The following is a 26,132-nucleotide window of genomic DNA, read 5'->3' as shown; positions in this document are numbered from 1 at the left end:
GTCATGACCGTTCCCATCACACCTCTGCTGCCGGAGGAATGCCGGCCCGTGCCGGACGCCGGGTTCGGCGCGCTGGAGACCGAGAAGGGCAACCTTCCGCTGGAGAGCGTGGACGTCGCCGCCCACGTCACCGGGCTGGTGGCGGGCGTCGAGGTCGTCCAGACCTTCCGCAACCCCTTCGACGTGTCGCTGGAGGCGACGTACGTCTTTCCGCTGCCGCCGCGGGCCGCGGTCACCGCCTTCCGGATGGAGGCGGACGACCGGGTGATCGACGGCGTGCTCAAGGAGCGCGGGCAGGCACGGGCCGATTACGACCGCGCGCTCACCGAGGGCAGGCGTGCGGCGATCGCCGAGGAGGACCGGCCCGACGTGTTCACGATCAGGGTCGGCAACATCGTTCCCGGGGAGCGGGTGGTCGTCCGTCTGACGTTGAGCCAGCCCCTCCCGTTCGAGGACGGCGCCGCCGAGTTCCGCTTCCCGCTGGTCGTGGCGCCCCGCTACATTCCCGGAGCTCCACTGCCCGGGTCCGCGGCCGGCGACGGCGTGTCTCCCGACACCGGCGCCGTGCCCGACGCCTCCAGGATCACGCCGCCCGTCCTGCTTCCCGGCTTCCCCCATCCGGTACGGCTCTCGCTCACGACGACGATCGACCCCGCCGGTCTCGGCCTGCGGGAGGTCCGCTCCAGCCTCCACGAGGTCGACCGGGAGGGCGACACGATCAGGCTGCGGCCCGGCGAGCGGCTCGACCGCGACTTCATCCTGCGCCTGGCGTTCGACGCCTCCTCGTCGCTCGCGCTCGTCCCGGACAACGCCTCGGGCAACACCACGGACGATGCCATGGGCAACGCCACGGACGCCGGTCCAGCCGGCGACGGCACGACCGGCGGCGGACGGGGACCCGCGACGGGCGCGGTGGACGCCGAGGGAACCTTCGTGCTGACCCTGCTGCCGCCGCAGGACGCCACCCGGAGCGCGCCCCGGGACGTCGTCCTGCTGCTCGACCGCTCCGGCAGCATGACGGGCTGGAAGATGGTGGCCGCGCGGCGCGCCGCGGCCCGGATCGTCGACACGCTGACCCGGCACGACCGGTTCGCCGTGCTCTCGTTCGACTCCGTGGTGGAGCGCGCCTTCTCCGGCGGCCTGGTGGACGCGAGCGACCGCAACCGGTACCGCGCCGTCGAGCACCTGTCCAGGCTCGACGCCCGTGGGGGCACGGAGATGCTCGCGCCCCTGGAGGAGGCGCTGCGGCTGCTCGACGGGCGCGACGCGCCCGCTCCCGGGCACGCCACCGGCACGGACTCGGGCGACCACGGCCGGTTCCACGAGGACGAGCGGCCCGGCGAAGCCGGTCGGGCCGGCGGGCAGGCACACGATCGGGTGCTCGTCCTGGTGACCGACGGCCAGGTGGGCAACGAGGACGAGATCCTCGAACGCGTCGGCGCCAGGCTTCACGGCATCCGGGTGCACACCGTGGGCATCGACCGGGCGGTGAACGCGGGATTCCTCGGGCGGCTGGCCCTGCTCGGTTCTGGCCGGTGCGAACTGGTCGAGTCGGAGGACCGGCTCGACGCGGCGATGGAGCACATCCACCGCCGCATCGGCTCGCCGCTGGTGACGGACGTCACGGTGCGGGCGGAAGGCATGGATCTCGTGGCGGACACCGTCACGCATGCCGGTTCCCTCTACCCGGGCGTCCCTCTGGTGGTGAGCGGGCGTTACCGGGGACGGCGGCCCACCGGAGCCCTCACCGTGCACGGCCGCACTGCCGACGGCCGCCCCTGGGAGGAGCGGATCGAGGGCCGCCCCGCCCACGACCCTGCTGCCCGGGCCGTGTGGGCGCGGGCGCATCTGCGAGACCTGGAAGACCGGTACGCCACGGGTGACCACTCCCTCGAACAGCGGATCGTCGACACCTCGCTGCGTTTCGGCGTGCTGTGCCGCTTCACCGCCTTCGTGGCCGTCGGCATCCGCGTCACCGGCGAGGGCGGCCCGGAGCATCGCGTGATCCAGCCGGTCGAACCGCCGAGCGGCTGGGAGATGCCGACCGCGATGCCGATGATGGTCGCGGGCGCGCCGATGATGGCGAGGATGGCCGCCTTCACGGCCGGACCGGAGACCGCCCCCGGCTCGGCGGCGGACCAGCCCGTCGCAGCGGCCCCGCCGCCCGGCGCGCCTCCCGCCCCGCCTTACGCCGCCGCACCCGCACCGCCGCGACGGGCGCCGCGCGGGTTCTCCGTCGGCGGCTCGCGCGGGTTCTCCCCCGGCGGGTTCCTTCCGCATCCCGGCGAGGGAACGGCACCGGTCACGGACTTCGAGGGGATCCGGCCCCTGCTGTCGGAGGAGCTCGCGAAACTGCGCCAGGCGGAGTCGCTGCCCGAGCGGGAACGGCGGCGCTATCTAGCGGATCTCGCCAGCCGGCTGCGCGTCGTCGTCCAGATGGCGGGCGGTCACGCGGATCTCGCGGCGCTCGCCGACGATCTGGAAAGGGCCGAGTGGGCCGAGGTCTCCCTCAGCGACCTCTGGCGGCGGGCGGCCGACCTGCTTACCGCTCTGACCGCCGGCACCGGGTCCACGCCTCCGGGCTCCGCATCCCCGGGCTCCACGCCTCTGGGCTCCGCGCCTCCCGGCTCCGCTTCCGGCGCGAAGGAAGGCAGGCGTCCCTTCTGGAAGCGATCGTGAGACGGCGCCGGGCGGAGTGACCCTGGCGGGTAGAAACCAGCGCGGCCGGGACACCGGCGGGGAAGCCGGCCCCGGCCGCATCGGTTCGGGTTCCGCTGTGGGCGAAGCCCTCAGGAAGGTTCGGGTAGGCGAATGACGTCGGACGGCGGGGTGGGCGCGGGACGCCGCGGCTCCCTCACCCCTCCCGTGTCGGGCCGATCGTCGCGTCCACCTGCGGGGACGGGAGACCGGCGGCGCAGCAACCGATTAATGAGCCCTTTCAGCCTCATGTGCCACCAACGCACGAGGGTCGCCGATCGGTTCCTCACCCGTCGCGGCCTCGCCGCCGACCGGGGGGCGGCGAGACGGCGGGCGGGCGGCGGGCCGTCGGCGACTGGCGGCTCGCCGGAAGACGGGGCGCCGCTCCGCACCCCGATCCGCCACCTCGGACAGTGCCGCCCGCCTCTGGCGGACGGGGCGGTTCGGAGTCGAGAGCCGGCGCAGCGGATCGCGAGCACCAGGAACCGGCGTCGTCGGCCTGGCTCGGGCAGGCGGTGGCCTGCACCAGCACGTAGTGTTGCCCGATATGAACCCAATCGTCCTTGACGGCGGTCTCGCCACCCATCTGGAGGCACTCGGCTGTGACCTGACCGACGACCTGTGGTCGGCACGGCTGCTCGCCGACGATCCCGGCGTCATCCGTCAGGCGCACCTCGACTACTTCCGGGCCGGAGCCGACGTCGCCACCACGGCGAGCTACCAGGCGAGCGTTCCCGGGTTCGTCCGGCATGGCCTCACGCCGCGGGAGGCCCACGATCTCATCCGGCTGTCGGTGCGGCTCGCCGTACAGGCAAGGGACGAGGCCGGGCACGGGCTCGTCGCCGCGAGCGTGGGACCGTACGGCGCCTACCTGGCCAACGGCGCGGAGTACACCGGTGACTACGACCTGGACGAGGACGGCCTGGCCGGCTGGCACCGGGAACGGTTCGAAATCCTCGCCGAGGCCGGGGCCGACCTGCTGGCGTGCGAGACGATCCCCTCACGCGCCGAGGCGCGGGCGCTCGCGAGGCTCCTGCGCGAGACGCCGTCCGTGCGGGCGTGGGTCACATTCTCCTGCCGCGACGGAGAGCACGTCAGCGACGGAACGCCGTTCGAGGAGTGCGCGGCGGTCTTCGCGGACCTCCCCCAGGTGGTCGCCGTGGGCGTGAACTGCACCGCGCCGCGGTTCATGCCCGAGTTGATCAAGCACGGAGCGTCGATCGTCTATCCGAACTCCGGCGAGACCTGGGACGCCGCGAACCGGCACTGGCTGGGTCTCGCCGATCCCGTCGAGTTCGGCAGGGCGGCGGCCGGGTGGGCCTCGCTCGGCGCCCGCTACGTGGGCGGCTGCTGCCGCACCACCCCGGCCCACATCCGCGAGATCCGCGCACACCTCTCCTGAGCGCACCCCGCATAACACCCCGCCTGCACACACCTCGCATGAAGAACACCAGGCCCGAGCGCACCTGCCGTGAGCCCGCCCGGATCAGGGAAGCCGCGCCGCCGGGCGGTGGTCAGCCCATGGCGGCCGGGCCCTCGGTGCTCCGCGCGGCGAGCGGGATCTCCTTGAGGAAGAGTGCCACGACCAGCGCGAGGGCGACGAAGGGCAGGCTGGCGAGGAACACGTCGTCGATCGCGCCGGTGAACGCGACCAGCACGTGGTCCTTGACCGGTTGCGGCAGCCGCTGGATCGCCTGCACGTTGTTGGCGTCCACGCGCCCCGGCGGCATCCGGCCGCCGAACTCCGCGGCCAGGTGATGGGCGAGCCGGTTGGTGAGCACCGCGCCCATGATCGCCGTGCCGATCGCGGCGCCCATCATGCGGAAGAACGTCGCCGAGCTCGTCGCCACGCCCATGTCGCTGCGGTCCACGGCGTTCTGGATCGCCGTGACGATCGTCTGCATGGTGAATCCGAGCCCGGCACCGAAGAGGTAGGCGTAGACCGCCACCTGCCAGTACGGCGTGTCCACCTTGATCGTGGACAGCAGCCACATGGCCACCAGGAGGACCGCGCCGCCCAGGATCGGGAAGATCTTGTATCGCCCCGTGCGGCTCATCATCTGCCCGGAGAAGATCGACGTGGAGAAGATGCCGAAGACCGCCGGCAGCAGCGCCAGGCCCGACACGGTCGGCGACATGCCCTGGACCGCCTGGAGATAGACCGGCAGGAAGATCATGCCGCCGAACATCGCCAGGCCCGACAGGAAGCCGAAGCTGTTGCCGACGCTGAAGATCTTGTTGCGGAACAGCCGCATCGGCAGGATCGGCTCGGCCGCCCGGAGTTCGACGAACACGAACAGCGCCGCGAACGCCACGAACCCGCTGAGCATGGCCAGCGAGCCGGGCGCGGTCCAGCCGAATTCGCCCCCCGCCCAGTCGAGGTAGAGCAGGAAGCACGACACACCGGCCACGATCAGCGCCGCGCCCAGGTAGTCGATGCGGTGGCTGCGGCGGGTGAAGGGGATCCGCAGCGCCATGGAGGTCACGACGAGCGAGATCAGCCCGATCGGCAGGTTGATCCAGAAGATCCACCGCCATCCGGGCCCGTCGGTGAAGAAACCGCCGAGCAGCGGCCCGGCGACGCTGGAGGTGCCCCAGACGGCGCCGAAGTAGCCCTGGTAGCGGCCGCGCTCGCGCGGCGGGATGACGTCGCCGATGATGCTGAACGCCAGCGCCATCAGACCGCCGCCGCCCAGGCCCTGGATCGCGCGGAACCCGATGAGCTGACCGATGTTCTGGCTCAGCCCGGCCAGCACCGAGCCGAGCAGGAAGATGCCGATGGCGGTCTGGAAGATGATCCGCCGGCCGTACAGGTCGGAGATCTTGCCCCACAGCGGGGTCGCCGCGGTCGAGGTGAGCAGATAGGCGGTGACCACCCACGACAGCTTGTCGAGGCCGCCGAGTTCGCTGACGATGCGCGGCAGGGCCGTGCCGACGATGCTCTGGTCGAGGGCGGCCAGCAGCATCCCGGCGGCCACTCCGGAGAGCACGACCAGGATCTGGCGATGCGGCAGGTATCCCGGAGCGGCCTGCCGCTCCTCTCTCACGCTCATGCCACTCCCTCGCCTGACGGCTCGGGTCGCGTCGTGCCGGAGGCGCGCAGATGACCCAGCCGAAACGCACTGCGCCTACCGATTCGCTCGCTCCGCTCGCTCATGCGGCGCACTCGCCGGTGGCGGGGATCCGGCGTCTTTCAATGGGCGGGCGCGCTGCGGCGCCGGGCGGGGCCCACGTGCGGTTCCTGCGTGCTGCTGGCATGCTGTACGCCTTCCGATCCGAACGACGTGTCTTTACGTGCGCGGCGGACACCGCCACGTTACCCGCCCGGTCCGGAAGTATTAGGAATTCTCGCGAGCCGCCCTGGTCATTTCCGTCTTGGCCGCCGCGGCGTACTTGTCGACGTACTCCTGGCCCGACAGCTCCATCAGCGCGTACATGATCTCGTCGGTGACCGCGCGCAGCACCAGGCGGTCGTTTTCCATGCCGTAGTAGCGGGAGAAGTCGAGCGGCTTGCCGTACCGGACGCCGGGGCGGATGCCGAACCTGGGAATCGGCCGGCCGGGGGGCATCATCTCGAACGTGTTGACCATCGCCCACGGGATCACCGGTGCGCGGGACTCCAGGGCGAGCCGTGCCACACCGGTCTTGCCCTTGTAGAGACGCCCGTCGGGCGAGCGGGTGCCCTCCGGGTAGATGCCGAGCACCTGGTGCTCCTTGAGGATGCGCAGGCCGGTCCGGAGCGCCGCCTCGCTCGCCTTCCCGCCGGAGCGGTCGATGGGCACGGTGCCGACGCCGGAGAAGAAGGCGCGGCTCACCAGCCCTTTGACACCGCGGCCGGTGAAGTATTCGGCTTTGCCCAGAGAAATGACTTTGCGCGGCAGGAATCCGGCCCCGAAGAAGTGGTCGGCGAACGACAGGTGGTTGCCGGCCAGAATGACCGGACCCTCCTTCGGCACGTTCTCCACCCCTTCTGCCCAGGGGCGGAACACGAAGCGGAGGATCGGCCAGATGATGGCCTTGACCACCCAGTAGAACACTCGGGCACCCCCCTCGGCTCAGATGTGCAGTCATCTTCGCACGCCCAGCCCTCTCGCACTAACGCTGACCAACGTGCGAGTATCGGGCGGAACACGCCACCGTTTCGCGGAGGTCTCCCATGCCAGTGCTGCCGGGTGCGGAGCCGTACCACCACGAGGGCGGTGAGATCGGCGTCCTGCTCTGCCACGGGTTCACCGGCTCGCCGCAGTCCCTACGGCCGTGGGGTGAGCATCTGGCCCGGGCGGGGCTGACGGTGTCCCTGCCGCGGCTGCCCGGCCACGGCACGACGTGGCAGGAGATGAGCCGCACCCGCTGGGAGGACTGGTACGCCGAGCTGGACAAGGCGTTCGCCGACCTGCGCGGCCGGTGCGCGCAGGCGTTCGTGATGGGCCTGTCCCTCGGCGGCTGCATGGCGCTTCGCCTGGCCGAGGTCCACGGGGACGCCGTCACGGGCGCCGTCGTGGTCAACCCGTCCGTGGTCAACGACGTGCCGCTGCTGCGGCTGGCCCCGGTGATCAAGCACGTCGTACCCTCGATCCCGGGGGTGGCGGGCGACATCAAGAAGGAGGGCGCGAGCGAGCTCGGCTACGCGCGCACGCCCGTCCGGGCCGCCGCCTCGCTGCCCCGGCTGTGGAGGCTCGTCCAGTCCGACATCGCCAAGGTGACCCAGCCGGTGCTGGTGTTCCACAGCAGGGACGACCATGTGGTAAAGCCGGGGAGCGTCGCGTTCCTGCAGGCGAGGATGGGAAACAATCTGGAGGTCAGAGAGCTGGCGGACAGCTACCACGTCGCCACCCTCGACAACGACGCGCCTGTGATCTTCGAAGGGAGTCTGGAGTTCATCCGCTCCCACGCCTCGGTACCCTTGACCAAGGACTTGTGACCCGGGATCGACGTGACGCCGCAAAGTGACGAGGACGAGGTCTGGCGCCAGATCGTCGCCTCGTTCAACGAGACAGCCGAGGACTCCTCGGCCGAACAGCCATGGCCTGACCGAGAGAACGTCACCGAGGAGACCGGCGCGGGCACCGCCGACGGCACCCCCGGCGACAGGTTCCCCGGCGGCCCAGGTCCCCACGACACAGGTCCCGACGACACGGGCGCCGGCGACGAGCCGGGCGAGGGCGAGGACCAGGCTCCCGCTCCCGCCGGCGACGACGACCACTACGTCCCGCCGCCCCCTCCGCCTCTTCCTCCGGGGGACGCGCTGAGCCGGCTCTCCTGGCTGGCGCTGTTCGGCGGCCCCGCCTACCTGCTCCTGGCCGCGCTGCTGCACTGGCCCATGGACGGGTGGATCGTGTTCGCCGCGGTGTCGGCGTTCATCGCGGGGTTCGTGATCCTCGTCGTACGCATGGGCGACGGCCCGCCCGCCGACTCCGGGTGGGACGACGGCGCGGTCGTCTGACGCCGGCGCGTCCTCAATCGGCCGCCGGAGCCGCCTTCACCGCGGCGTCCTCGGCGGGAGACGGGCCGAACCGCTCCACGAGGTCGGTGTAGCGGCCCTTGCCGTCCAGCGTGTGGCCGACCGCCATGGTGAGGTCGTCGACGTGCGCGACCGCCTGCAGCCGCACCCTGCGGTCCTCGGCCGGCTCCTGGCCGCGCAGCGTGGTCCAGCGCGATCCGTCGTACCGCAGCAGGAAGCCCTCCGCCTCATGCCCCGGGTCGTATCCGGAGATCCAGAACACGCCGTCGCCGTCGCCGGTGACGCCGTACAACTCGGCGCGCCGCACCGGCGGCGTCACCCGCTTCCAGTGCCTGCCGTCCCATACGAGGACCAGCGGGGAGATGTCGCCGTCGCTCTGGTAGACGCCCCCGACCGCGACGGCGTGCTTGCGGCCGTCCGCGTACACGTCCCGCAGGAAGCCGCCCCTGATCTTCGGCAGGCCGGCCTGTTTCCACCCGGCGCCGGTCAGGTGCATGGCCAGGGGCCCTGAGCCGGAGTCGCCCACCGCCCAGCCGTCCGACCGCCCCGCGAGCGCCACGCCGTACATCGCGCCCTCGGGGCCCTGGACGGTCTTCCAGGTCGCGCCCTTGGCGGCGCCGCCGCTGCTCAGCAGGAGCGCCTTGCCGTCCCGGCTGCCGACCGCGACCACCCGGCCGGAGGAGGCGGCGACCCCGCCGAGCCAGTCCCCCGTGCGCAGTTGCGGCACGCCGACGCGGTCGAACCCGTCGCGTGTGCCCTTCGCCACGTACGGCAGGCCGTCGTGGCCGTCGCCGACGGTCCAGATCTCGGTCGCGGAGGCGGCGGCGACCGATCGCAGGTGCCCGGCGCCGGTGGCGTCGCCCCGGATCGGCACCTCGCTCCAGGATGAGCCGTCCCAGTGGGTGATGACGCCCTGGTTGCGCCAGAAGTCCCAGGCGTTCTGCTGGCCCACGGCCCAGATGTCCTTGGCCGACAGGCCGGCGACGTCGGAGAGGGAACCGTCGGCCTGGAGCCGTCCGGTGGAGGAGCCGGCGTCCCGGGCGAGCTCGTCCCCCGACAGGCCACGCTCCGCCTCTGCGCGGACGATCCCTGTGTACGCGTGCGCGACCGGTGTGGCGCGCGGGAGGAGCCCGGCCACCAGGCCGGCGGACAGCACACACAACGGCACCGCACGCCGTATGAGGCGGCGGGTCATGAAACGATCGTACGGGTGACCGGGCACTCCCCGTCACACAGGCGGCGAATCCGATCACCGCCGGCAGGGACACGCCCCCGGCGTCAGGCCCCTGCGCGCGGCGTGGGCACGAGCTCGGCGACGACCGGCCGGTGGTCGCTCGCGGCGGCCAGGTCGCCGGGCGGGGCGTCCGCGCCGCCGTACGACACGACGGTCAGGCCCGGGCCCGCGAAGATCGCGTCGATCCGCACGCGGGGATCACGGGCCGGAAATGTGGCACCGGCCCGGCCGTCGTCTCCGCCCGCCGCGCTGAGGGGCGCGGGGCCCCGCGCGGCGGTGAAGCAGTCGGTGTAGCGGCCGCCGAGAAGGCGCCAGACGGGGGCCTCGGGAGTTTCGTTGAGGTCGCCGGCGAGCACCGGCGCGGCCCCGAACTCCCGGGCGGCGCGCTCCAGGAGCGGCACGATCTGGGCCGCGTGGCTCAGGCGCGCCCCCGCCGCGAGGTCGAGGTGGGCCGAGCACACGGCATACCTCTCACGGTCCTTCTCCACCACGGCGAGCGCGACGGAGCGCCATTCGAGCCCGGCGAACCAGCGCAGGCGGTGCCCGCGCCCACGCAGGAGCCGTACGGCCGGGGCGGTGAGGACGGCGGTCCCGCCCACCCGGCCTCCGGCGGCCACGGACAGGCCGGCGGCGCGGGCCAGCGCCCGCCGCTGCCGCCGCCAGCCCGGCAGGCGCGGCGCCTCCTGCAGGCACAGCACGTCGGGCCGCAGAGCGCGGATCACCCGGACCAGCGCCCCGCGGTCGTCCCTGAGCCCCCGGACGTTGTAGGTCGCGACCCGCAGCACGCCGTCAGCGGAGCCGGGCGAGGTCGCCGGCTCCGACCAGCCCGGCCGACGGGCCCATCTCTGCCACCCTGATCTCGGCGAGCGGGCGGTGGCCGCGGCCGGTCAGCCGCGCGGCGAACTCCTCGCGCACCCGGTCGGCGAACAGGTCCGCCGCGCCGGAGACGCCGCCGCCGATGATGAAGCATCCGGGGTCGAGGACCGCGGCCATGTCGGCCAGGCCCTGGGCGAGCCACCCGGCGAGCGATTCGAAGGCGGCCAGCGCCGCCCGGTCGCCCAGGCGCGCCGCCTCGGTCACGTGCTCGCCCTGGATGCCCTCGACCGAGCCGCCGAGCCGCAGCAGGTGCTCAGCCCCCTCGGGGTCGGCCTGCGCGTTGTCCTTGGCCTCCATCAGCAGCGAGCTGCCGCTGGCGTACCGCTCCCAGCAGCCGCTGTTGCCGCAGCCGCAGGCCCGGCCGCCGGGCACCGCCTGCATGTGGCCGAGCTCGGCGCCCATCCCCCACCGCCCGCGGTAGAGCTCGCCGCCCAGCACGATGCCGCCGCCGATGCCCGTGCCCACGGTGACGCACACCACGTGGCTCTCGCCCCGGCCCGCGCCGAAGCGGTACTCGCCCCAGGCCATGGCGTTGGCGTCGTTCTCGACGACGACCGGCAGACCGACCAGCTCGCCCACCTTCTCGCGCAGCGGCTCCTCGCGCCAGGCGAGGTTGGGCGCGAAGCGGATGACCGATCGGGTCTCGTCGACGAAGCCCGCCGCGCCGATGCCGACCGCCTCGACCTCGTGCCGCGCGGCGAGCTCGGTCACCGCGTCGGCGATCGTGAGCGCCATCTTCTCGGGGCTGCCCGCCGGGCTGTGCCGCAGGCCGCGCTCGATGATGGCGCCGTCGTCCCCGACGACCCCATACGCGATCTTGGTACCGCCCACGTCCACGCCGATGGTCAGCGCCATGCTGTCTTCCTTCCGCCCGAACCGCTCACACACGAGCAACGCCGCGCCGATTGAAGCCGATCAAGCCGGGTTGTGGCAATCCCACCGACACTCGCGCGCAACCGGCTCGTCATCCCAGGTCGATGTGCTCCACCGTGGAGTCGCCGGGCCGCCGCTCCCCCGCCGGGCGTGACGAGGGGCGCTGCAGGGCGTCGACCGCCTGCCGGAAGGCCGCGAAGAGCTCTCCGCCCGCCGCGACCAGATGGCCGGTGACGTCACCGCCGGCCTCGCGGCGCGCGGCGATGACCCGGCACACCGGGCAGGCCCGGCAGACGTACTCGTCGTGGTCGTCGGAGACGGCCTCGCTCCACACGTCGTCGCCCCGGCCACCCGTGCCGGCGCCGCCGAAGGCGCCCCCGAAGCCGCTCACTCCGCCCTTCACCAGCCCCTTGCCGAACTCGCGGCCCATCCGCCGCTGGACGGCGTCCAGCAGCTTCATCGCCTCTTCCGCCGCCGACCCGAGCGGGTCCTGGCTGCGGGGGTTGGTGTCGTTGGAATCCGTCATATCGCCCCTCCTGCCTCGAACCGTACCCGGAGCCGGCCGTCCCGGAGCGCGGCCGAGGAGATCTGGCGCCGGGCGAGGGCGGCGGGCAGGGCGATGACCCGCCGGTAGGGCCCAGCGGTGACGATGATGTCGTCCCCCTTGCGGGCGAGGTCGAGGTCGTCGCGGTCGGCGAGCGGCAGGGACAGCGTCAGCTCGTCGGCGGTGAACCTCAGCGGCGGTTCCGCGTCCGGGCGGGCGAAGGGATCCCGGTCTCCGTACATCCGCGCGGCGAGGTCCGCGAGGGCGGTGGTCCCGACCGGCTCCGCCGGAAGATAGGGGGCGGTGAGGACGGGCAGCGGCGCGAACGACTCGTGCACCGTGGCGAGCTGCCTGGCCTGGGCCTCCACCCAGCCCAGCCGCCACTCGTCGGCGCCCTCCGCGGGGAAGACCCGGTTGGCGATCACCGCGTCGACGCGGTAGCCGTACAGGCTGAGCGAGGTGAGCGTACGGCGGGCCTCGGCGACGACCACGGCCTCGGGGGTCAGCACGAGCCGCACGGACGCGTCGTCGCCGGTGAGCAGCGCGCGCACCTCCAGCAGCCCCCGGTGCAGCCGCTCCCCCGCCGAGACGACCTCGCCCTCGGGCACGCTCACCTTGGCGACGTGCCGGATGACCGGCGACAGCGCCCTCAGCACCCGCCTGCCCACGGGGAGCAGACGGTTGACATGCCAGTCGAGCGCCTCCGGCAGGGCGAGCAGGCGCAGGGTCTCCGCGGTCGGGGCGCAGTCGACGACGATCACGTCCCAGCGGCCGGTGCGGGCCTGCTCGCGCAGTTCGAGCAGGGCGAGGATCTCCTCGGCGCCCGGCAGGACGGTGATCTCCTCGGAGGTGACCTCGTCGAGGCCGAGCTCCGCCAGCACGTTCCCGGCGTAGTCGCGTAACTCGCCCCAGTGCCGCTCCAGCGACTTCTGGGTGTCCACCTGCTGCAGGTGCAGGCCGGGGGCGGCCTCGACCGGCTCGGCCGAGGGCGGCACGCCGAGCGCGTCGGCGAGCGAGTGCGCGGTGTCGGTGGACACGACCAGCGTCTTGTTGCCGCGCCCGGCGGCGAGCGTGGCCGTCGCGGCGGCCGCCGTGGTCTTGCCGACCCCGCCCTTCCCCGTGAAGAGGAGGACCCTCATCGGCCCTCGACGCGCCGCTTGAGCCCCTTCAGCGCCGTGTCGACGATGACCTTCTCGGCCTTGCGCTTGATCATGCCGATCATCGGGACCTTCAGGTCCACGGCGAGGTCGTAGGTGACCTCCGTGCCGCCGCCGTCCTCGGTCAGGCGGTAGCTGCCGGTCAGGCCGGAGAGCATCCGCCCGGCGTCGACCATCCGCCAGCTCACGCCCGCGTCGTCGTCCCAGTCGTACCCGAGGACGTACTCGTCGCTGATCACTCCGGCGTCGAGGACGAACCGGACCCGGATGGCGCGGCCGTCCGCGTCCGTCTCCAGGACCTCGGCCTTCTTCACCTGGCCGGCCCACTCCGGATAGGCCGGGAAGTCGGCGATGACGGCCATGATTGTCGACCGGCCGGCGCCGATCGTGATGCTCGACGAAGTGCGATCAGCCATGCGCCAACCGTACTTCACCATTCCAGGGCGAAAGGCGTGCCACGGCCGCGGAAGTGGCCGACGTTGACGCACTCCGTGCGCCCCACACGGGTCCGGCTGACCAGCGGCTGGTGAACGTGGCCGAACAGCGCGAATCGGGGCTGCGTCCTCCTGATCGCCTCCAGCGTGGCCTCGCTCCCCCGCTCGAACCGCCGGGCCACCACGTCGTACAGCAGGTCGGGGATGGCGGGCGGGATGTGGCAGCACAACACGTCCACCTCGCCGACCGCCTCGACCTTGCGCGCGTACTCCTCGTCGTCGATCTCGTACGGCGTGCGGTAGCGCGTGCGCAGGCCGCCGCCGACGAACCCGAAGGTGAGCCCGCCGATCTCCACCACCTCGCCGTCCAGGACCCGCTGCCCGGGCCGCAGGTGGTCCGCCCACAGGCGCGGCATGTCCACGTTGCCGTACGTGAGGTAGGCGGGCGTCGGCATCGCGGAGAAGATCTGCTCGTACTGGCGCCGGACCGCCGCCTCGATGACGTCGCGGGGGTCGCCGTCGAGAGTGGCCCACAGTCCGGCCGACAGCTCCCTCGCCTCGCCGAAGCGGCCCGCCGCGCGCAGGCCCACCAACTCGCTCGCCTTCTCCGCGCCGAACAGTTCGGGGAAGATGCCCTGCGAGTGGTCGGCGTAGTCGATGAAGAGAAGCAGGTCGCCGAGGCAGATCAGGGCGTCGGCCCCGTCGCCCGCGCGGGCGAGCGCGTCGGCCCGGCCGTGGACGTCGCTGACCACGTGGATGCGCATGCGCACATCGTAACGGCCGCTTTACCTAGCACCCGCTTGGGTCACGGAAAGGTGTCGCCCCCGCCGCCCGGGGGACACTGATAGCGTCGATTTGTCCCTGGATAACGCCTGGGTGACGGATCTACCGGTGCGTAACTATGCGCGGTAGCGTCCAGTGAGACACGAAGAGTGATGCCCGCAACGCGGTCCCGGCACGGCGCTCCGGAGACCGCGCGGCCGTGCGCGAAGGAGTGACCCGTGCGCGAGTTCAGCGTTCCCGTACTGGTGGACGTGCCTCCATCCGCGAACTGCACCGACGTGGTGTTCCAGCGCGGCGTGGACGAGCCGGACACCGTCGTCATCCGCCGCAAGGAGGGTGAGGATCCGGGCGCACCGTGGACACCGGTCACGGCCGCGCAGTTCAGGGACCAGGTGGCGGCCCTCGCCAAGGGGCTGATCGCCGCCGGGATCGAACCCGGCGACCGGGTCGGGCTGATGTCGCGCACCCGCTACGAGTGGACGGTCGCCGACTACGCCATCTGGGCCGCGGGCGCGGTCGGGGTGCCGATCTACGAGACGTCCTCCGCCGACCAGGTGAAGTGGATCCTGACCGACAGCGGCGCCAAGGCCGCGATCGTGGAGACGGCCACGCACGAGGAGACCGTGCGCGAGGCCGCGCCCGATCTGCCGCTGCTGTGGGGGATCGACGACGGCGGGTTCGCCGAGCTGGAGCGGCTCGGCGCCGAGGTGGGCAACGACACGCTGGCCGAGCGCAGGGCGAGCCGCGGCGGCCGCGACCTCGCCACGATCATCTACACCTCCGGCACGACCGGCATGCCGAAGGGCTGCCGCCTCACCCACGACAACCTGCTGTTCACCGCGCGCAACGTCTCCGTCGGGCCGCTGGAGTCGCTGTTCGACGTCGAGGGCCGGGCCGCGCTGCTCTTCCTCCCGCTGGCGCACAGCTTCGCCCGGCTCATCCAGGTCGTCCTGATCGAGACGAAGACGGTGCTGGCGCACAGCCCGAACATGAAGAACGTGGCGCCCGACCTGCGGGACTTCCGGCCCACCTTCCTGCTGGGCGTGCCCCGGGTCTTCGAGAAGGTCTACAACGCCGCCGAGCAGAAGGCCAGCGCGGAGGGCAAGGGCAAGATCTTCCACGCGGCCGTCCGGGCCGCGATCGAGTGGAGCAGGGCCGAGAGCTCCGGCGGGGCCGGTCTCGGCGCCCGTCTCAAGCACGCGGCCTTCGACAAGCTCGTGTACGGCAAGCTGCGGGCGGCCACCGGCGGCGCGCTGACGGCGGCGGTCTCCGGCGGCTCGGCACTCGGCGAGCGGCTCGGCCACTTCTTCCGGGGCGTGGGCATCGAGGTGTTCGAGGGCTGGGGGCTGACCGAGACCAGCGCGCCCTCGACCGTCAACATCCCGGGCGCCAACAAGATCGGCACGGTCGGCAAGCCGTTCCCCGGCGTGAGCATCCGCATCGCCGACGACGGCGAGATCCTCGTGAAGGGCCGGCACGTCTTCGACGGCTACTGGAACAACGAGCGCGCGACCAAGGAGGTCGTCGACCCCGAGGGCTGGTTCCACACCGGGGACGTCGGCAGCCTCGACGACGACGGCTACCTGCGCATCACCGGCCGCAAGAAGGAGATCCTCGTCACCGCCGGCGGCAAGAACGTCGCACCGGCGCCGCTCGAGGACGCCATCCGCGCGCACCGCCTGGTCAGCCAGGTGATGGTGGTCGGCGACGACAGGCCGTTCATCGGCGCGCTGGTGACTCTCGACCCCGAGGCGATGGACCAGTGGAAGCAGGACAACGGCAAGACCGAGGTCGCGCCGTCCGACCCGGAGATCCTGGCCGAGGTGCAGAAGGCCGTTGACGACGCCAACCGCATGGTGTCCAAGGCCGAGCAGATCAAGAAGTTCGTGATCCTCGACACCGACCTCACCGAGGAGAGCGGTCACCTCACGCCGTCGCTGAAGGTCAAGCGCAACCTCGTCATGCGCGACTTCGCCAAGCAGATCGACGAGCTGTACGGCGGCTGACCTCGGGGATGGCCCCGGCGTCGCGCACGACACGTCCACGGGCGATCACGGCACCTCCCGTTGTCCGAAACGGCAACGGGAGGTGCCGAAACTTTCGGACATTCGGAACAGCCGGGAAGGCGCGACATGCAGGATTTTCCGGAGGTCGTGACGCCCGGCCCTCCATGACGTACGGCGCCGGACGCCGAAAAGTATCACACCTACATCGCAATGTTGCGGTCCGCTTGGTTATGCTCCAGTCGCATCCATGATCGACGACTGGAGAGGGACGGGCGATGGGTGACAGGGTCGGCGGCTGGAACTGGACGCACCGCGATCCCGACTATCTCCCCCCGGCTGTCGACACGACCAAGCCCAGCATCGCGCGGGTGTACGACGCGTTCCTGGGCGGCAAGGACAACTTCGCGGTGGACCGCGCGGTCGCCATGGAGGGCATGCGGCACTTCCCCGACCGCGGCGAGGGGGCCGCAACAACCGCGCCATGCTGTTCCGCGGCGTGAAGTACATGGCCGAGCAGGGCATCGACCAGTTCCTCGACATCGGCTCTGGCCTGCCCACGATGGACAACACCCACTCGGTCGCGCAGCGGATCGACCCCGCCGCGAAGGTCGTCTACGTCGACAACGACCCCATCGTGCTGGCCCACGCGCGGGCGATCCTCCAGACCGACGAGCGCACCCGCGTGATCACCGCGGACATGCGCGAACCCGAGGTGATCCTCAACCACCCCGACGTCGAGGGCTTCCTCGACCTCTCCCGTCCCGTCGGCCTGCTGCTGGTGGCCGTGGTGCACCATCTCGCCGACGCGGAGGACCCGAACGGCCTCGTGGACGCCTACAAGGCACGCCTGGCTCCGGGCAGCTACATGCAGCTCACCCACTTCTGCTCCTGCGCGCCGGAGATGCGCGAGCTGGAGGCCGTGCTGCTGCAGATGCTCGGCACCGGCAGGGCCCGGGACATGCCCGAGATCGTGCGGTTCTTCGACGGCCTCGACCTGATCGAGCCCGGCGTCGTGCACGTGCCCGAGTGGCGTCCCGAGGAACCCGTGCGCCATCCCCTCGACCTCGGCGGCATCTGCGTCGCCGGCGGCGTCGGCCGCAAATCCTGACCGGCCGGCCGCGAACCGGCCACCGGGGCGACACCCGGCGAAGGGTCCGCTCCCGGCGGTGCCGGGGAGTGAGACTCGACCGCGCCCGCCTGTCCAACCATTGGGTCCTTCGTTAGGTGTCGCTCCTGTGGTTCCCGTTGCGCCACGTGTTGGGATTTATGCGTGACCCCCCACCACACGCACCAGTGGGGTCGCGCCCTTAGCCCGCGTGAGGCCTGCGGCTCCCTGTGGTTGTCCTACGCGAGGAGTCATATGTTCCGGCACACCCGTCGGGTCCAGTTCGAGGCCAAGCCCGAAAAGCCCGACCCGGTATACGCGCGCAAGCTCCAGGAGCTCGTCGGCGGCGCCTACGGCGAGATGACGGTGACCAAACCTGTGGCTCAAGGCGATCGAGGAACTCAGGGCGGACGGCCTGGAGGACGTCGTCGTGCCCGACGCCCTGTTCGACGAGGAGCACGCCGAGCACGCGGAGACGATCTGGGACCTCTCCGACGGCACCGAGGCCCAGGCGGGCGGCTGGGCGAGCGGGCCGCAGCCGGACGGCCGCCACCAGTTCGCCTATCTCCTCAATCCGGAGCCGCTCGGGGGTCCCGCCATGGCACCGCCGCCCGACCCCAAGCTGTACGACACCTACGACGGCAGCATGGGCGAGCCGAAGGGCCCCGCCCTCGGCACCGAGGTGGGCCCCGTCGGCAAGCTCAAGGACAAACTCACCTGACCGGGCCCCGCCGAGCCCGCGCGCGAAGGCGGCGGCCGGCAGCGCCACCGGCACCCGCGGCACCCCGGGCGGACCGGGCCCGCCGTTCGCCGCGAACGTGACGGCGGGCCGCCGGGGCGCGTCCGCCCCTTTCACCACCCACGCACTCCTCGGCCCCCGCGCCGCTGCGCGCGGGTGCCGTACCGCGTCCCGGCGCCCGCTGCCGCCCGGCCACGAGGCCGCCCGGCACGAGCCGCGCCGCACCGGGCCCGGGACGGCCGCCCGTCCAGACCTCTGTCCTGTGAGGCTTTCGTGCTCGACTCCCGCCGCCCCTCCGACGGGCGTGCGCCCACCGTTCCCGCCGCCGGGCGGGCGGCACCGGGCCGCCTCGCGCGGCTGGCCGGCCTGTGCGGCCCCGCGTTCGTCGTCTCCGTGGCGTACGTCGATCCCGGCAACTTCGCGACCAACATGGCGGGCGGCGCGCAGTACGGCACCATGCTGCTGTGGGTGATCGCCGTCGCGAACGTGCTGGCCATGTTCGTACAGGCGCTGTCGGCCAAGCTCGGCATCGCCACCGGCCGCAACCTCCCCGAACTGTGCCGCGACCACCTGCCGCGGCGGGTGAGCCTGCCGCTGTGGGTGCAGGCCGAGCTGGTCGCCGCCGCCACCGACCTGGCCGAGTTCATCGGCGGGGCGATCGCGCTGAACCTGCTGTTCGGCGTGCCGCTGCTGCCCGCCGCCGCCATCACGGCCGTCGTCTCGTCGATCCTGCTCATGCTCGCGCCGCGCGGACGCCGCCGGTTCGAGGCGACCGTCGCGGCGCTGCTCGCCGTGGTCCTGGCCGGCTTCGCCTACCAGGTGCTGCTGTCGGGGTCCCTCGCGGGTGTGGCGGGCGGCTTCGTGCCCCGCCTCGCCGGGCCGGACAGCCTGCTGCCGGCCACCGGGATCATCGGGGCGACGGTCATGCCCCACGTCGTCTACCTGCACTCGGCCCTCACCCAGCACCAGAGCGTGCCGGGCGGGCCCGGGGAGAACGCGCGCAGGGAGGCGGTGCGGGCCAGCCGGATGGACATCGGCGTGGCCCTCGGCGCCGCCGGGCTGGTGAACATGGCGATGCTGACCGTGGCCGCCGCCACCTTCGGCGGCGGCGATCCAGGGAGCCTGCAGGCCATCCACGCCGGTCTCGGGCAGGTGCTCGGGCCCGGGGCCGCCGTCGCGTTCGCGCTCGCCCTGCTCGCCTCGGGCCTGGCCTCCTCCAGCGTGGGCACCTACGCCGGGCAGATCATCATGGCGGGGTTCCTGCGCCGCCGCGTGCCGCTCCTGGCGCGGCGCCTGGTCACGATCCTTCCGGCCATGGCCGTCCTGGCCTCCGGGGTGGACCCCACGCGGGCGCTCGTCCTGAGCCAGGTCGCGCTGTCCTTCGGCATTCCCTTCGCCCTGGTCCCGCTCGTGGCGTTCACCAGCAGCAGGAAGCTGATGGGCGACCTCGTCAACCGCCGCCTCACCACCGTCGCCGGCGTCGCCGTCGCCGCCGTGATCAGCGCGCTGAACGCCTTCCTGCTCGTGGAGGTGTTCACCGGCTGAGCCGGCCTCCCGTCACAGCAGTGCGGCGAACCGGGCCGCGACGAGGTCCCAGCGCCACTCCTCCTCGATCCAGGCCCGGCCCCGCTCGCCCATCGCGCGGGCGCGGGCCGGGTCGGCCAGCAGGTCGCACAGCGCGCGGGCCACCGCCGTGTGCGAGACGCCGTCGACCACCAGGCCCGTCTCGCCGTGCCGTACGGCGTCGGGGGCGCCTCCGGAGGACCCGGCGACCACCGGCAGCCCGGTGGCCGACGCCTCCAGATAGACGATGCCGAGGCCCTCGACGTCCAGGCCCCCGAACCTGCTGCGGCAGGGCATGGCGAACACGTCGCCCGCGTCGTAGTAGGCCGGCAGGGACGCCCAGGGGACGGACCCGGTGACGACCACCGAGCCGCGCAGGCCGGCCCGGGCGGCGCTCCGCTCCAGCGACCGCCGCAAGGGGCCGCCGCCGACCAGCAGCAGGACCGCGCCGGGGACCCGCCGCAGGACGAGCGGCCAGGCCCGCAGCAGCACGTCCTGGCCCTTGCGCGGCACCAGCCGCGAGACGCACACGACCACCGGCCGGTCGCCGAGGCCGAGCGAGGCCCGGATCCGGTCGCCGCCCGCCCCGGGACGGAAGGCCGCGGTGTCCACGCCCGGCGCGAGCCGTACGAGCCGGGAGAGGGGGACGGCCCGGACGATCCGGCGCCGGGTGTACTCGCCGAGGTAGGTCACGACGTCGGCCCCCGCACCGATACGGCGCAGCAGGGCGCGCGCGCCGGGCAGCCGGGCCCAGGACGCCTCGTGCCCGTGGGTGAGCATGACGATCCGGCCCGCGCCCGCGGCGCGCAGAGCGGGGGCGAGCAGCCCCAGCGGCGCCGCCGCGCCGAACACGACGGTGGCGCCGTCCTCGACCAGCGCCGCCGCCCTTCTCGCCACCGAGCGCGTCGGCAGCATCAGCGAGGAGGGGTGACGGACGACCTCGTACGGCTGGCGGGCGTCGAAGTCCTCGCATCCCTTCCAGCGCGGGGCGTACACGACCACCGAGCCGGGCGGCCGGCGCGAGGCGAGGCCGTGCACGAACGCCTGGATGCCGCCCGGTCTGGGCGGGAAGTCGTTCGTGACGATCAGCGTCCGCTTCGTCATCTCACCCCCCGGCGTGGCCGCGCGGTCCGCCCGCGCCGCCCGAGAAGGCATTGTCGCAGCCGCCGCCGTACCGCCGCCGTACGCCGATCAGGACCGGGCGAGCTGCCCGCGCGCGTACGCCCGCCATTCGAGGGTCAGGCGGCCGGCGGTCAGCCCGAGCACCTCCCGCAGGGCGGCGCCGATCTCCTCTCGCCGCGCGGCGCGGTAGAGGGCGACCAGCCTCCGCTCGCCGAACCGTGCGGCGATGTAGCGGCAGGCCAGCCACGCCTCCTCGTACGCCTGGGCGGGCCTGGCGGCGAAGTCGCCGGGCCCCGGCAGCTCCCGCAGCGCCGGTCTGCCGGCGGCCACGTCGGCGGCCAGCTCGGCGGCCACCGTGCGGACCGGCAGCCCGCTGTCCAGGTAGCCCACGTAGTCGGCGAAGCCCTCCATGAGCCACTTCGGGACGGCGCGGGGACCGGCGGTCGCGACGTGCGTCAGCTCGTGGGTCACGACGACCAGGCGGCCCGTCGCGGACAGGCGGGCGAACGCGGCCGGCTGCACGATCACCCGGCCGCCGGTGGCGACGGCCGCCAGGCCGTCCACCTTCGCGGGCGCGGCCAGCACGGCGGTCTGTTCCGCGCCGCGGGGCACGAGGACCACCGCGCCGCCGTACCCGCCCCAGATCCTCGTCACCGTACGGCCCGCACGATCGGCCAGCGCGGCGATCTCGGCGACCAGCGGCCGGGGCGACCCGACGACGACCGCGCGCGCGCCGCGGGCGACGGAGGCGCCGGTCCACATGCCCGGATGCTCCCGCACGGCGGCGCGGGCATCGAGCCGCAGGGCGAGCAGCGGATCGGGCGCAGCCGCGGCCCCCGGTCCGGCCAGCAGCGCGGCCAGCGCGACGGCCACGGCCGCGACACGGCGGGGACGGACGGCCCCGTGGGACGGATCGCCGGGCCGGCGCCGACCGGCCTCGGCGCGCCCGCCCGGCACGACTACGGGCACGCCGCTCGTGACAGTCACGCCGTGCATGGTAACCAGCACATGCCACGGCCCCGTCCACCTCGGCGAGGTGGACGGGGCCGCGAGGACGGCGCCGGTCGAGGGGGCTGGTGACCGGCGCCCTCAGACGCCCGGACGGACGGCACCCACGAAGGTGCTCCTCCGGTAGGCGTCCAGCTTGTCGATCCGCACCCGCGTGCCGCTGTGCGGAGCGTGGACCATCTTGCCGTGCCCGACGTACATGCCGACGTGGCCGCCGCCGCTGGTGAAGATCAGGTCACCGGGCTCGAAGTGCCCCCAGGACACCTTCTTCCTGACCGTGCCCCGGATGGACCACGTCGTGCGCGGCAGCCGTACGCCCGCCTTGCGCCAGGCGTACTGGACCAGGCCCGAGCAGTCGAACGCGCCCGGTCCCGTGGCCCCGTAGCGGTAGGGGTCGCCGATCTGCTTCCTGGCCATCTGCACCGCGCGCCGGGCCTTGGCCCGCTGGAGCGCGGTCCTGCTGACCTTCCGCTTGGCGGCGGACTTCTTCTTGGTCGCCTGCTTCTTCGCCGCGGCCTCGCGGGCGGCGGTGTTCGCACCGGTCGCCGTGGCCGTCTTCGTGGCCGTCTTCGTCTCGGGGGCTGTCTTGACGACCGTGACCGTCACCGTGTCGGCCGCCGCCGGATGCGCACCGGCGACCCCTACGGATGCCGTCAAAGCGGCACCTCCCAGGGCAATTCGGGCAATACGGGACAGGCTAGCGGGGGTGGTAGACAGGATCTCTCCTCGGCTCTTCCGCAAACGCCTACCGGGTTAGCTGACGGGTTCGGGCGGGGAAGTCGCCCTACGGCGCGCGATGCGCCGATTCACCCCGGACCTTCGCGTGAAGGTCGATGGTTCCCCGGCTCCGTGCCTCCTGACTGCACGGACTCGGCAGGCCATCGGCGCCGGGGATCCCGCGAGGGGGAGGGTGTTGGAGGCGCCGATGACGGTGGATGGTTGCGCTACCGGCCGGCCGGACCGGTTCGCGGCGGCGAGGCGTGCCCGCCGCGGCCCAGAAGCTACCCAGGACCCGGCGCGTTCGGCAAAGCCCTCGCGCCGGATAAAGATCGGATAACGAAGGCCGAGAAGAAGAAACCGCAGCTTACCCGCAGCACGGATGACTAAATGTGACTCTGCTCACAGTCCTGTCACAGGGCCCGATCCGGCCACATGAGGCACAACCATCACAGAGCCGAGCGAGACTTCAGGGACGGACAGCACCGATGGCGTGATACTCGGCGAGTGTGACAATCTTCACAACGTCCCCGGTCTGTGGAGCGTGGACGACCTTGCCGTCGCCGGCGTAGATGCCGACGTGCCCGTAACCGGCGTGCCAGAGCAGATCGCCCGGCTGGAGCTCGTCCAGGGAGACCCTGCGGCTCGCGCCCCAGGCCCACTGCTCGTAGCTCGTCCGGGGCAGGGTCACCCCCGCCGCCGACCAGGCGGCCTGCACGAGGCCCGAGCAGTCCCAGGAGTCCGGCCCGGTCCCCCCGTAGCGGTACGGCTTGCCGACCTGCTTGTAGGCGAACTGGAGGGCCGACAGCGCGTTGCCCGACGCCGGTCCGGTGTAGACGACGCCTGCGCTGTTCGGATTGCCGGGGTTGTACGTCCCGAGCGAGCGCAGCAGCTTCATCTGCTCCCTGACGAGCTTGTCGACCTTCTCCTTCTCGTCGGCGAGCTCGCTCCTGACGTCGGCGGCCTCCTTGTAGAGCGTCTTGCTCTGGTCACGGCGGTCCTTGAGGCCCTGGATGGCGCCCTCGTACTCGCGAAGCCGCCCCGCACGCTCGGCCGAGATGTGGTTGAGCGTGGCCAGGCCGCTGAGCATGGAGTCGGGGTTCGAGCTGTAGAAGACGCCGCCCCACGACCCCATGTCGCCGACCTGGTAGCTGTTGACGGCCATCGTGACCAGCCCGGCGCGGAGCTCCTCCACCCGGACGTTCTGCTTCTTGTAGTCCTCGTTGATGGCGAGGTACTTCTGCCTCGCCTTCTTCCACTTCTCGTTGGCCGCGTTATAGCGGTCCACGAGCTTGTCGGCCTGCTCGTTCAGCTTGTTCAGCTTCGCCTTGGCCTGCGCGACTGTGGGCTTCGGATCCGCCTGCGCGCCCGTCACCGGCGTCAGCAGGACCACGGCGGCCAGACCGGCGGCCACCGGCACACGCCCTCGCACTGAGGCCCCCTTTTTAGATCTACGAAACCTGCGCGCGACTCTATCTAGGCGATCTTGAAGCTTCAACCTAGTCGCAGGTATTCGCGGTGGTCATGACCCAGGGCGACGACGCGGGTCCGGAGCGTGCGTACGGCGGCTCAGCCCCGGCCGAGCCGCCGTAGCAACAGGAGCGAGGGCACCGGGCGCGCGCCCATGCGGCGCACCGACTCGGCCACCTCCCGGTCGGAGGAGACGACCGCGATCGCCCGCCCCGGCGGCTCCGCCCGCACCAGCGTGCGGATGAGGTCGTCGGCGATCTCCCCGGGCGCGCTGAACATCACCCGGACCCCGCGGGGCGCGGACACCTGGACGGGCCCGTTCAGCTCGGCGCCGTCGAAGACGCACGTCACCTCCGCCCGCGTCTGGACGGCGAGCCCGCCGAGCCCGGTGAGCAGCCGGGCCCGCTGGTCGGCGAGGGTCAGCGAGGGATAGCCGGTCTTGGTCACGTTGTAGCCGTCGACGATCAGATGCAGGTGGGGGATGGCCAGGAGCTGGTCGAGCAGCTGGGGGTCGTCGTTGGCCAGCGCCCGCGCGGGCACGGCCGTCACGCCCGGTTCGCCCGGCACGACGGCGGTCACGTAGTCGGCCGGCCTGCTGATCGTCGTGGGCAGGCCGAGCTCCTTGCGCAGCCCCGCGGCGGCGTCCTGCAGCGCGTCCAGCAGCACCCGCACCCTGGCGTCCTCGATGCTGCGGCCCTCGCGGGCGGCCCTGCGGCTGGCCTCCAGCTGGCGCTCGGCGTCCGCCAGACGCTCCCTGAGCCGGCGCAGCTCGGTCTCGGCCGCGCCGTTGGCGCTCGCGGTCCTGGCCCGCGCCTCGGCCGTCTCCGCCTCCAGCTCGGCCGTCCTGGCCTCGGCGGCCCTGACCCGCTCACGGGCCTCGTGCAGCTTGCGCCGCAGGTCGGAGTTCTCCGCGCGGGCCGCCTTGAGCTGCTCGCGGACCCGGTCGATCTCCTCCTTGGCGGAGGCACGCTGCGCCGCGAGCTGCTCGCGCAGCCGCGTCTCCGCCTGCTCCCGCTGGCTGCCCGCCGCGGCGGCCTGCTCCAGGTCGGCCCGCGCCTGCTCGACCAGGTCCGGCCAGCCGGGCGGACGGGTCAGGTAGGCCGCCGCCGCGACCAGTACCGGCTCGGCCGCGGGGGGCACCGTGCCCTCGGCCAGGCTCGCCACCAGCTCGGGCCAGGCCGCCTCCAGCGTCTCGGCCACCCGCTCGCGGAACTCCTTGTCGTTCTCCAGCTGGGCCGCGATCGGCGCGCTGCCCAGACGGGCGCGCTTGCGGGGGTCGAACTTGGCGATGTTGCGCAACGGCGGCGGCACGGCGGCGGCGGGCATCGAGCCCAGCACCTGCGCCGCGACCTCCACCACGTGTAAACGGACCTGCTCGGGCAACGGACGAGACAGGCCTTCTCCGGCTGAACTCATCTCGTCGCTCCTCGGCCGTGTCCTACAGATCTTCTGCCCACTGCGGTCGCCCCGCGGCGCCTCGCGGTGCTGTCGCCCCCGAATGCGAGAACGTCCCCGATGCCCGTGCCGCGAGACGTGAGCCTCGCGGCGCGCCCACCGGGCCGCCCTCACACGGCAAGATCTGCGAGACACTCCCTTGTTCTTGTCTCTTCCAAGGGTACGGCCGTCGCACCGTGTCCATGCCGCGTTCATGATCTGTCACCGGGCCTGCGGCGGGTGCGGGACAACCCGTTGGCGGGCGCCCGGCGCACGTCCGTACGCTTGGCGGCGTGTTCACCCCGCCATACCCGATCACGACCCCCCGGCTGGTCCTGCGCCCCTTCACCGAGGCCGACCTCGACGACCTGCACGCCTTCCACTCCCTGCCGGAGGTGACCAGATACCTGTACTGGGACGCCCGTACGCGGGAGGAGACGAAGGCCGCCCTCGGCCGGAAGATCGGCTGCGTGTCGCTCAGGGAGGACGGCGACGTGCTCAGCGTGGCCGCGGCGCTGGTCGGCGGAGGGCCGGTGATCGGCGATCTCACGCTGTTCCTGCGCAGCCGGGAGCACCGCCAGGGCGAGATCGGCTTCGTCTTCAATCCGGCGTACCAGGGCCGCGGGCTGGCCACCGAGGCGGCCCGCGAGATCCTGCGCATCGGGTTCGAGGGTTTCGGGCTGCACCGCGTCCACGGCAACTGCGACGCGCGCAACACCGCCTCCGCCCGCCTAATGGAGCGGCTCGGCATGCGCAAGGAGGCCCACCTGGTGGAGAACGAGTTCTTCGCCGGCGCGTGGAGCGACGAGCTGATCTACGCGATGCTGGCCCGCGAATGGCACGCCGCGGCGGCCTCCGCGTAGCTCCTCACCTGGCCCTTCCTTTACCGTCGCATGGGGCCGGTACGGC

At 72.6% G+C, this 26,132-nt stretch carries 22 protein-coding genes, 2 pseudogenes and 1 riboswitch; of the genes and pseudogenes, 10 read left to right on the top strand and 14 right to left on the bottom strand.

Features of this window, described 5'->3' with window-relative positions; all coding sequences use genetic code 11:
* The first annotated feature begins 3 nt into the window (after positions 1-3).
* Together HHX41_RS02510 and mmuM are read left to right on the top strand one after the other, a co-directional pair.
* A complete protein-coding gene (locus HHX41_RS02510) occupies positions 4-2,679 on the top strand; it encodes a VIT domain-containing protein (protein ID WP_182904631.1) in 2,676 nt (891 codons plus the stop codon).
* A 565-nt stretch (positions 2,680-3,244) separates the two neighbouring features.
* Positions 3,245-4,099 carry a homocysteine S-methyltransferase gene (gene mmuM / locus HHX41_RS02505; RefSeq protein WP_182904630.1) on the top strand — a complete coding sequence of 285 codons (855 nt, stop codon included), beginning with the start codon at positions 3,245-3,247 and terminating at the stop codon, positions 4,097-4,099.
* Between the two features lie 112 nt (positions 4,100-4,211).
* Here the strand turns inward: mmuM and HHX41_RS02500 are convergent, their stop codons facing one another.
* Both HHX41_RS02500 and HHX41_RS02495 read right to left on the bottom strand, forming a co-directional pair.
* Positions 4,212-5,750, bottom strand: a complete 1,539-nt coding sequence (locus HHX41_RS02500; protein ID WP_182904629.1) for an MDR family MFS transporter — start codon at positions 5,748-5,750, stop codon at positions 4,212-4,214.
* A gap of 285 nt (positions 5,751-6,035) precedes the next feature.
* A complete protein-coding gene (locus HHX41_RS02495; RefSeq protein WP_182904628.1) occupies positions 6,036-6,734 on the bottom strand; it encodes a 1-acyl-sn-glycerol-3-phosphate acyltransferase in 699 nt (232 codons plus the stop codon).
* A gap of 119 nt (positions 6,735-6,853) precedes the next feature.
* Between HHX41_RS02495 and HHX41_RS02490 the strand changes: the two genes are divergently transcribed.
* Together HHX41_RS02490 and HHX41_RS02485 are read left to right on the top strand one after the other, a co-directional pair.
* Positions 6,854-7,618, top strand: a complete 765-nt coding sequence (locus HHX41_RS02490; protein WP_169978669.1) for a carboxylesterase — start codon at positions 6,854-6,856, stop codon at positions 7,616-7,618.
* Positions 7,619-7,630: 12 nt separating this feature from the next.
* Positions 7,631-8,140 carry a hypothetical protein gene (locus HHX41_RS02485; RefSeq protein ID WP_182904627.1) on the top strand — a complete coding sequence of 170 codons (510 nt, stop codon included), beginning with the start codon at positions 7,631-7,633 and terminating at the stop codon, positions 8,138-8,140.
* 13 nt (positions 8,141-8,153) lie between these two features.
* Here HHX41_RS02485 and HHX41_RS02480 read toward each other — a convergent pair whose 3' ends face one another.
* The 7 genes from HHX41_RS02480 to HHX41_RS02450 all read right to left on the bottom strand — a co-directional run bounded on the left by HHX41_RS02480 (position 8,154) and on the right by HHX41_RS02450 (position 14,040).
* Complete coding sequence (locus tag HHX41_RS02480; RefSeq protein ID WP_182904626.1) at positions 8,154-9,353, bottom strand: hypothetical protein; 1,200 nt, start codon at positions 9,351-9,353, stop codon at positions 8,154-8,156.
* 83 nt (positions 9,354-9,436) lie between these two features.
* Entirely contained in the window at positions 9,437-10,177 is a 741-nt protein-coding gene (locus tag HHX41_RS02475; RefSeq protein WP_169978675.1) for an endonuclease/exonuclease/phosphatase family protein, read from the bottom strand.
* A gap of 4 nt (positions 10,178-10,181) precedes the next feature.
* The gene (locus tag HHX41_RS02470) at positions 10,182-11,123 is read right to left on the bottom strand and encodes an ROK family glucokinase (protein ID WP_169978677.1); all 942 of its coding nucleotides are present in this window, start codon (positions 11,121-11,123) and stop codon (positions 10,182-10,184) included.
* A gap of 109 nt (positions 11,124-11,232) precedes the next feature.
* Positions 11,233-11,667: a DUF5304 family protein gene (locus tag HHX41_RS02465; protein ID WP_182904625.1), complete on the bottom strand. Its 435-nt coding sequence runs from the start codon at positions 11,665-11,667 to the stop codon at positions 11,233-11,235.
* Complete coding sequence (locus HHX41_RS02460; protein WP_182904624.1) at positions 11,664-12,824, bottom strand: ArsA family ATPase; 1,161 nt, start codon at positions 12,822-12,824, stop codon at positions 11,664-11,666. The genes HHX41_RS02465 and HHX41_RS02460 overlap by 4 nt, the downstream gene beginning before the upstream one ends.
* Entirely contained in the window at positions 12,821-13,258 is a 438-nt protein-coding gene (locus tag HHX41_RS02455; RefSeq protein ID WP_182904623.1) for an SRPBCC family protein, read from the bottom strand. Before HHX41_RS02455 ends, HHX41_RS02460 begins: the two co-directional genes overlap by 4 nt.
* 14 nt (positions 13,259-13,272) lie before the next feature.
* The gene (locus tag HHX41_RS02450; RefSeq protein WP_169978685.1) at positions 13,273-14,040 is read right to left on the bottom strand and encodes a metallophosphoesterase; all 768 of its coding nucleotides are present in this window, start codon (positions 14,038-14,040) and stop codon (positions 13,273-13,275) included.
* A 237-nt stretch (positions 14,041-14,277) separates the two neighbouring features.
* Between HHX41_RS02450 and HHX41_RS02445 the strand changes: the two genes are divergently transcribed.
* The 5 genes and pseudogenes from HHX41_RS02445 to HHX41_RS02430 all read left to right on the top strand — a co-directional run bounded on the left by HHX41_RS02445 (position 14,278) and on the right by HHX41_RS02430 (position 19,454).
* The gene (locus tag HHX41_RS02445) at positions 14,278-16,065 is read left to right on the top strand and encodes a long-chain fatty acid--CoA ligase (protein ID WP_182904622.1); all 1,788 of its coding nucleotides are present in this window, start codon (positions 14,278-14,280) and stop codon (positions 16,063-16,065) included.
* Between the two features lie 275 nt (positions 16,066-16,340).
* Positions 16,341-17,173, top strand: a pseudogene (locus tag HHX41_RS02440) (SAM-dependent methyltransferase).
* A 252-nt stretch (positions 17,174-17,425) separates the two neighbouring features.
* A pseudogene (locus HHX41_RS42170) lies at positions 17,426-17,488 on the top strand (hypothetical protein); the annotation flags it as partial.
* Positions 17,489-17,600: 112 nt separating this feature from the next.
* Positions 17,601-17,891 carry a hypothetical protein gene (locus HHX41_RS40125; RefSeq protein WP_259400559.1) on the top strand — a complete coding sequence of 97 codons (291 nt, stop codon included), beginning with the start codon at positions 17,601-17,603 and terminating at the stop codon, positions 17,889-17,891.
* A 291-nt stretch (positions 17,892-18,182) separates the two neighbouring features.
* A complete protein-coding gene (locus tag HHX41_RS02430) occupies positions 18,183-19,454 on the top strand; it encodes an Nramp family divalent metal transporter (RefSeq protein WP_182904621.1) in 1,272 nt (423 codons plus the stop codon).
* A 12-nt stretch (positions 19,455-19,466) separates the two neighbouring features.
* On the opposite strand, the gene HHX41_RS02425 is transcribed toward HHX41_RS02430, so the two are convergent.
* The 5 genes from HHX41_RS02425 to HHX41_RS02405 all read right to left on the bottom strand — a co-directional run bounded on the left by HHX41_RS02425 (position 19,467) and on the right by HHX41_RS02405 (position 25,205).
* Complete coding sequence (locus tag HHX41_RS02425) at positions 19,467-20,576, bottom strand: glycosyltransferase family 4 protein (protein ID WP_182904620.1); 1,110 nt, start codon at positions 20,574-20,576, stop codon at positions 19,467-19,469.
* 87 nt (positions 20,577-20,663) lie between these two features.
* The gene (locus tag HHX41_RS02420) at positions 20,664-21,581 is read right to left on the bottom strand and encodes a hypothetical protein (RefSeq protein WP_182904619.1); all 918 of its coding nucleotides are present in this window, start codon (positions 21,579-21,581) and stop codon (positions 20,664-20,666) included.
* 102 nt (positions 21,582-21,683) lie between these two features.
* Entirely contained in the window at positions 21,684-22,259 is a 576-nt protein-coding gene (locus tag HHX41_RS40120) for a C40 family peptidase (protein ID WP_259400558.1), read from the bottom strand.
* Positions 22,260-22,329: 70 nt separating this feature from the next.
* A riboswitch (cyclic di-AMP (ydaO/yuaA leader) is annotated at positions 22,330-22,488 on the bottom strand.
* Positions 22,489-22,788: 300 nt separating this feature from the next.
* Positions 22,789-23,751, bottom strand: a complete 963-nt coding sequence (locus tag HHX41_RS02410) for a C40 family peptidase (RefSeq protein ID WP_169978695.1) — start codon at positions 23,749-23,751, stop codon at positions 22,789-22,791.
* Between the two features lie 137 nt (positions 23,752-23,888).
* Positions 23,889-25,205: an NYN domain-containing protein gene (locus tag HHX41_RS02405; protein WP_182904618.1), complete on the bottom strand. Its 1,317-nt coding sequence runs from the start codon at positions 25,203-25,205 to the stop codon at positions 23,889-23,891.
* Positions 25,206-25,516: 311 nt separating this feature from the next.
* Between HHX41_RS02405 and HHX41_RS02400 the strand changes: the two genes are divergently transcribed.
* Complete coding sequence (locus HHX41_RS02400) at positions 25,517-26,086, top strand: GNAT family N-acetyltransferase (protein ID WP_182904617.1); 570 nt, start codon at positions 25,517-25,519, stop codon at positions 26,084-26,086.
* Positions 26,087-26,132 lie beyond the last annotated feature (46 nt).

Origin of the sequence: Microbispora sp. H13382, assembly GCF_014161445.1 — a bacterium.
GTDB lineage: Bacteria > Actinomycetota > Actinomycetes > Streptosporangiales > Streptosporangiaceae > Microbispora.
The sequence above is the reverse complement of the archived record's forward strand: the minus strand, read 5'-3'. Positions and strand labels throughout refer to the sequence as shown.

Bases quoted from the DNA above. Each gene is read 5' to 3' on its own strand.
- mmuM (WP_182904630.1), top strand. From the start codon at position 3,245: ATGAACCCAATCGTCCTTGACGGCGGTCTCGCCACCCATCTGGAGGCA.
- HHX41_RS02405 (WP_182904618.1), bottom strand. From the start codon at position 25,205: ATGAGTTCAGCCGGAGAAGGCCTGTCTCGTCCGTTGCCCGAGCAGGTC.
- HHX41_RS02425 (WP_182904620.1), bottom strand. From the start codon at position 20,576: ATGACGAAGCGGACGCTGATCGTCACGAACGACTTCCCGCCCAGACCG.
- HHX41_RS02480 (WP_182904626.1), bottom strand. From the start codon at position 9,353: ATGACCCGCCGCCTCATACGGCGTGCGGTGCCGTTGTGTGTGCTGTCC.
- HHX41_RS02490 (WP_169978669.1), top strand. From the start codon at position 6,854: ATGCCAGTGCTGCCGGGTGCGGAGCCGTACCACCACGAGGGCGGTGAG.
- HHX41_RS02465 (WP_182904625.1), bottom strand. From the start codon at position 11,667: ATGACGGATTCCAACGACACCAACCCCCGCAGCCAGGACCCGCTCGGG.
- HHX41_RS02455 (WP_182904623.1), bottom strand. From the start codon at position 13,258: ATGGCTGATCGCACTTCGTCGAGCATCACGATCGGCGCCGGCCGGTCG.
- HHX41_RS02510 (WP_182904631.1), top strand. From the start codon at position 4: ATGACCGTTCCCATCACACCTCTGCTGCCGGAGGAATGCCGGCCCGTG.
- HHX41_RS02460 (WP_182904624.1), bottom strand. From the start codon at position 12,824: ATGAGGGTCCTCCTCTTCACGGGGAAGGGCGGGGTCGGCAAGACCACG.
- HHX41_RS02500 (WP_182904629.1), bottom strand. From the start codon at position 5,750: ATGAGCGTGAGAGAGGAGCGGCAGGCCGCTCCGGGATACCTGCCGCAT.
- HHX41_RS02450 (WP_169978685.1), bottom strand. From the start codon at position 14,040: ATGCGCATCCACGTGGTCAGCGACGTCCACGGCCGGGCCGACGCGCTC.
- HHX41_RS02470 (WP_169978677.1), bottom strand. From the start codon at position 11,123: ATGGCGCTGACCATCGGCGTGGACGTGGGCGGTACCAAGATCGCGTAT.